Annotated in this window: 2 protein-coding genes; both read right to left on the bottom strand. The window is 30.2% G+C overall.

The window, feature by feature from the left end:
• Positions 1-122: 122 nt before the first annotated feature.
• A complete protein-coding gene (locus tag ABNT14_RS08030; protein ID WP_101902755.1) occupies positions 123-305 on the bottom strand; it encodes a hypothetical protein in 183 nt (60 codons plus the stop codon).
• 21 nt (positions 306-326) lie between these two features.
• On the bottom strand, positions 327-6,017 hold the full coding sequence (locus ABNT14_RS08025; protein WP_101902756.1) for a M43 family zinc metalloprotease: 5,691 nt from the start codon (positions 6,015-6,017) through the stop codon (positions 327-329).
• Between the last annotated feature and the right edge of the window lie 276 nt (positions 6,018-6,293).

Raw genomic sequence — 6,293 nt, 5'->3', positions numbered from 1 at the left:
GTTACATAATTTTAGGTATGCTCGCAAGGTTTACACTAAAAAATCTTGATAATATTTATTACAAATAAAAAAATCTCTAAGAATATTTCTTAGAGATTTTTAATTTAAAGTGTTTTAATTAATTAAAATCCACCACTACCTGGAGATTCAGGAGTTATAGGGCTTTGTGCTTGAGCTTTTTGAGGGCTTAAAATCATATAAGTTCCAAGCGCTGTTAAAGCAGCGTATTTTCCATGTTTTCCAATTTTTTGTAAAGCCTCTTTACGGGTAATATTCGTATTTTTTGATATATCTTGTTTTTTCATGGTGTTTTGTTTTTTAAATTTTTAGTTTAAAATAATTTTTTTGTTTACTTTCTTTAAATCACTTGTTAGATTAACAATATAAACGCCCGCAGATACTTTAGGTAAGTTTATTATAGTTGTTCCATTTGATTTAAAGGTTTTGCTTAAAAGTTGTTTTCCTATTGCTGAATATATAACAATCGTATTTTTTTCTGATTGTAATCCTTTAATAGTTAACTGGTTTGTAGCTGATTGAGAAATTGAAATATCGCTTAATATTTGCGCTTCATTACTTACTTTTTTTGAAGTTGTATGTATAAAGAACTGCCCTGAATTAGTCGTTTTCTTTAATGTTACACTATAATCTTCTTTTGATAAGTTAATGAATTTATTATTTTCTTTATCTTCTAAAAATACACTAGTATTTGCTGGTAAATTAAAAGATTCGGCAGAAAAAATAATGGTTTGGTTTGTATTAGCTTTAATTCCAACAGGAACAATTGTTGTAGCTAAATCAGCAATTGGTAACGATTGAACAGCGTAATCAGTGGTATTTTGTTTGTTTACTAATTTTGTAAACACACTAAAATTACTTTTTGATCCTTTAAAGACACTTCCATCAAAACCATTATCAAAACCAGTGGTTGCACCATTTAAATAATAGATTTTTGCTGTTTTAGCAGTTCCTTTACTTGAAGTTGCTGTAATGTTTATTTGTGTTTTTGTATTTGCTTGTCTTTGGAATGTTCCGGCAGTATGTGATTGATTATTTTTATCAAAAGTTACATTAGTATTTGCATTGGCACTTACAAAAAAACCTTGTGCTGGTGCAATTTGAAAGTTATTATCAATACCTGCTAATTTTAAATCATAACTATTTGTTGCCTGATTCCATAACCAAACTGTAGCTTCTTTTACAACAGTATTTAAAGGATTTGCATTGAAAAATTCTTCTAAATTAATATAAGAAGTATAAGGATTTCCAACTAAATTATAATTGTTAGTTCCTGTTGTTACAGGGCTTTTTACAGTTTGGTAATTAACATCACCTGTAAATTTAAAATTGGCTGAAGCCTTTAATTTAACGGAATATCCTTTTCCTGAAACAATATTCCCTGTAGCAGCTGTTGTTTGATAATCCCAAGCTGTTCCATCATTTTTATAAGGAGCCAAACCAATATTTTTAGATGTTCCTGAAGCAAAATTATTATTCAAAATAATGTTTGCTAAAGTTTCATTACTTAAAGGTGAACTTACTAAATACCAGTTATCAGTTTCTAAGTTTCTATTATAAGTAACGTTTGCATTTAATTTACTATTGGTTATTAATGTAGCACCAGATTCAATTGTAATTTTATTTACAGTAACTTCTTGTGTTAATGTAGGGAAATTACTTGCATTTGGAGGGATAATAACATCATCAACACTTGTAGGAATGATATTTCCTACCCAGTTATTTGTGTTGCTCCAATCAGTACTTGTTGTTCCTGACCATGTAATTTTTGTAGGTAAGGTAGTTGCACCTGCTAAAATTGCTCCTTTTGGTTTGGTATAAAAAGCATACTCTGTAATAGAATATTGACTACCATCTGCTAGAACAGTAACTTTAAACCAACCATATACGGTAGCGCCTTGGTATAATGATTCAAAACCAACATATCCTGTTTTTCCTGCCCATTCAGTATAAGAAGGGGTATATATATTAGGTTTAGATATTCCAAGACTAAAATTATCATTTTCTGAAATTAATTGATTTTCATTGATAAGTGTAATATTATCAGTACTACCATTTAGGATTATTTTTTTACCGTTATTTTCAATTTTTAAATCATCTCCAGATTTCCAAGCACCAAATGATTGATTACTATTATCAGCATCTAAATCATAAAGATTAAAAGGCCCCCAAGGAGTACTAGCATTTAAAGTTCCTGTAATAATTTGATAAGGATCAGAAAATTTAAATTTAAGAGTATTTACTTTATTATTGATTTCAGTATAACCATTACTAAAAGCAGTACTATTGAAAGTAATATCATAATTGGCAGTAGCGTCGTTTCCATGATTACTTAAAGTTCCTGTAATTGTTAAACGTACTTCTTTTTCATTTAAATAGATAATTTCAACATTGTAATCATTAGGAATTGTAGATGTATAGTCTGCTCCATTTACAAATGTTTTATCTGTAAATTTAGCCACACCTCCAATACGAATTGTTGAAGTGAAATTAATAATTCCTGTGTTTTCTTCATTTTCAGCAACAGTTTTAGAACTAAATTCTAAATCAGAATTGTTTCCTCTAAATACTAATTGTCCTGCTTCAATATCTCCGTTTGGTTGTGTAGAAAAAGCGTATTCATACACGGTAAATGTTTTTCCATCGGCAGAAATATTAGCTTTTATCCATCCGTGAACGGTTTCGCCATTATGAACTGCTTCAAAACCAATATAACCAGTTTTACCATCCCAATCAGTATAAGTTTCATGTCTCATATCTAATTGACCAGGATATGCCTCAGGAGCTGTAAAATTACTTGCAGTAGAAATTAATGTATTTTGTGGTAAAAATGTAATATTTCTTGTTCCATTATTGGTAACTAATCTCTTTCCGTAGGTTTCAAATTTTAAATATTCTTTTTGAGTATCTTTATCAGTATGTGCCCAAATACCATAAAAATGAGGACCATCTATTTTTGTTAAATTAAAGTTAAACCAATTATTCGCTTTGTTTGCTGATAAATCAGCATTATCTACAAAAATAATTTCGTAAGGATCTCTGTATTTAAGAGTAATGTTGTTTTCTTTGTTTTGAACTTTGTCAAACCCAGAAGTAAAAGCACTACTGTTAAAAGCAATATTATAGTTATTACTATCACTTTTAGCGTGACTAATAGTAGTTCCTATAATTGTTACTTGAGCTTCTTTTGCACTTATATAATTGATTTCTACATTAAATTCACTTGGGAAATTAGTCGTAAAGTCAGTTCCTTTTACAAACGTTTTATTGGTTAAATTAGCAACTCCATCAATAGTAATAGTAGTTGAAAAATTAAAAGAACCTTCATTATCGGTTGTTTCTCTAGCTTCATTAGAAGTAAGAATTAATTCAGAAGCATCTAAATCAAATAATTTTTGTCCAGCTTTAATATCTCCTTTAGGTTCAGTAGAAAAAGCATATTCATAAACAGTTAAAGTTTCCCCATCGGTAGAAACACTAGCTTTCATCCATCCGTGAATAATTTCACCGTTATGTTCAGCTTCAAATCCAAGATATCCAGTTTTACCATCCCAATCGGTATAAGTATCATAACTCATATCTAATTGACCAGGATATGCGGCAGGAGCAGTAAAGTTATCTGTTTTAGAAATTACTGTATTTTTAGGTAAAAATGAAATATCTCTTGTTCCTGTATTGGTAACTAATCTTTTTCCGTAGGTTTCTAATTTTAATTTACCTGCTTCAAAAAGCCAAGTACCATACTCATGATTACCATTTATTTTGGTTAAATTTAAGTTATCCCAACCACTTCCTGTGGTAGCTGTAATATCAGCAATGTCATCATAAATAATTTCATAAGGATCTCTAAATACAACATTAAAAATATTTGTTTTATTTACAATGCTGTTAAATCCATTTGTAAATGCACTACTATTTAAACTAATATTGTAATTAGAATTATCAGCTATAGCATGGTTTGTAGTTGTTCCTGTAACGGTTACTTCAAGTTCATCTTTACTGATGTAATTGAAGGCAACTGTAAAATCACTTGGAAAATTAGTTGTAAAATCAGTTCCTTTTACAAATGTTTTATTCGAAAATTCTGCAGTTCCAGAAAGTGTAATTTTAGTTGAATAATTAAATGCTCCTGTATTATCCGTTGCTTCTTTAATTTCTTTAGATACAAAAAGTAATTCAGATGCCGAGGTGTCAAATAAAGTTTGTCCTGCTAAAATATCACCACTAGGCTGGGTAGAAAAAGCGTATTCGTAAACGGTTAAGGTTTCACCATCAGCAGAAACACTAGCTTTCATCCATCCGTGGATAGTTTCACCATTATGATCTGCTTCAAATCCGATATATCCAGTTTTTCCATCCCAATCAGTATAAGTATCATAACTCATATCTAATTGACCAGGATAAGCTTCAGGAGCGGTAAAATTACTTACTGTAGAAATTAATGTATTTTTGGTTAAAAGTGTAATATCTCTTGTTCCTGTATTGGTAACTAACCTTTTTCCGTAAGTTTCTAATTTTAACTGTCCTGTTTTATATGCCCAAGTACCATAGGCATTAGAACCATTTATTTTGGTTAAATTTAAATTATCCCAAATAGCACCTGTAGTTGCAGAAATATCTGTAATATCATGATAAATAATTTCATAAGGACTATAAAATTTAAAGTCTAAACCGATAGAAGTACAACTTAAGGTTTGCCCTGGGCTAAACGCACTAGTGTCAAAAGATAAGTTTACTGTTTCATTATTGGTTTCTAGGTGGTTTGTTGCAATACCTGATATTGTTAGAGTCGCTGTTGTTGTAGAGGTAATTGCTACTGTAGAAGATAACCCTTGAGGTAAAGCAATACTATATTGATTACCTTGAGTTAAGTTACCACTTGAAGTATTAAAGGTGGTGTTGTCAAGAGTTACAGTTATTTCTTGGTTGAAGCTACCATCGTTTGTAACTAACTCTTTAACTGTATTATTGTTTAAAGCAATAGTACCACCAGTATTATTGACACCAGTATCAATTAAGTTTTGATCTTGCCATAATGTTTTACGAGCAGGATGTTGTAAAGCAGCTAACATACGGTCTGTTTGTCCTTTGGTAAACATTCTGTAACAACCATCAGCAGCACCATTATATCCCATGTAGTTTTCATAATTGATAAATTCTCCATTACAGTTTTTAGTAGGAGAACAATTAGCACCAACAACATCTTTATCTTCGGCAGGGGTGTCATCTACTTCATCATTAGTAGCAGTACAACCTCCTTGAAATGTATGTATAAGGTTAAAGAAGTGACCAAATTCATGAGTAAATACAGAAGCAAATTCTTTTCCTGTATTTCCGTGTAAATAAGCACCATTATATACAACTCTTGCAGTATTTGCATCCGACATTGAGCTGTTAGGATACCAAGCAACACCAGATTGACCACTATCACCATCAGCATATAATTCTGCCTGAATATACACATTCATATATTTATAATTATCCCAAGCATCGGCAGCAATTTGATTATCATATCCACCACCATTACCGTAACCATTTTTTTCATCGTAAAAAACAACACCACTAGTACAGTTTCCGTTTGGGTCTAATTTTGCTAATTTGAATTCGATATCTAAGCTACTTTTTATAGGGTCAAATAACGGGTCAACACCTGCAAAATCATCATTTAAACCTTGGAAATCAAGATTAAGTTTTTCTAAAGCTGTTTGAATTTTATCAACAGTAATGGTTTTTCCATTTTGATTTTCTCCATACACATGAAAAACTACAGGAATAGTGTAGGTTCTAGCACGTTGAGATTTTTTATTTCTCGCTAATTGTTTGGTGGTTTTGTTAAATTCAAGGTATTCCTTTCTTGCTTTAGGATGCTTTTTGAATATTAATTCATTTTGACTACTTGCTTTACAAGCATGTTTATTGTGTTCCGATTTTTGTGCAAAAATTTTGGACTGTAAAGAAGTAACCAAAATTAGCAACAACAGTGTAATTTTATTTCTCATTTTGATGTTTTAGAACTACTTTGAGGTAGTTTAAAGTTAATTAAATGTTAATTTGCGGGTAATATAGTGTTTATTGTTTGATTAGTACTGTTTTAGCTTTATTATTGATAATATTGTATATGTTTATGAGTATTTACACCTTTTATTGAGAATATTTAGGTGTGTTTTGCTTTTGAATATAGAATCTATAATTAAAAATTTTAAACAGATTTATTTTTTTATTTTAGTGGATTATGATAATAACATGCATTTATTGTTTGATATGATTTTTTTTAG

Source organism: Tenacibaculum dicentrarchi, assembly GCF_964036635.1.
Taxonomy (GTDB): Bacteria; Bacteroidota; Bacteroidia; order Flavobacteriales; family Flavobacteriaceae; genus Polaribacter; species Polaribacter dicentrarchi.
This window is presented reverse-complemented; position numbering and strand designations above follow the sequence as displayed.

Excerpts from the sequence above, each read along its gene's own strand:
- ABNT14_RS08030 (WP_101902755.1), bottom strand. The coding sequence starts at position 305 with ATGAAAAAACAAGATATATCAAAAAATACGAATATTACCCGTAAAGAG.
- ABNT14_RS08025 (WP_101902756.1), bottom strand. The coding sequence starts at position 6,017 with ATGAGAAATAAAATTACACTGTTGTTGCTAATTTTGGTTACTTCTTTA.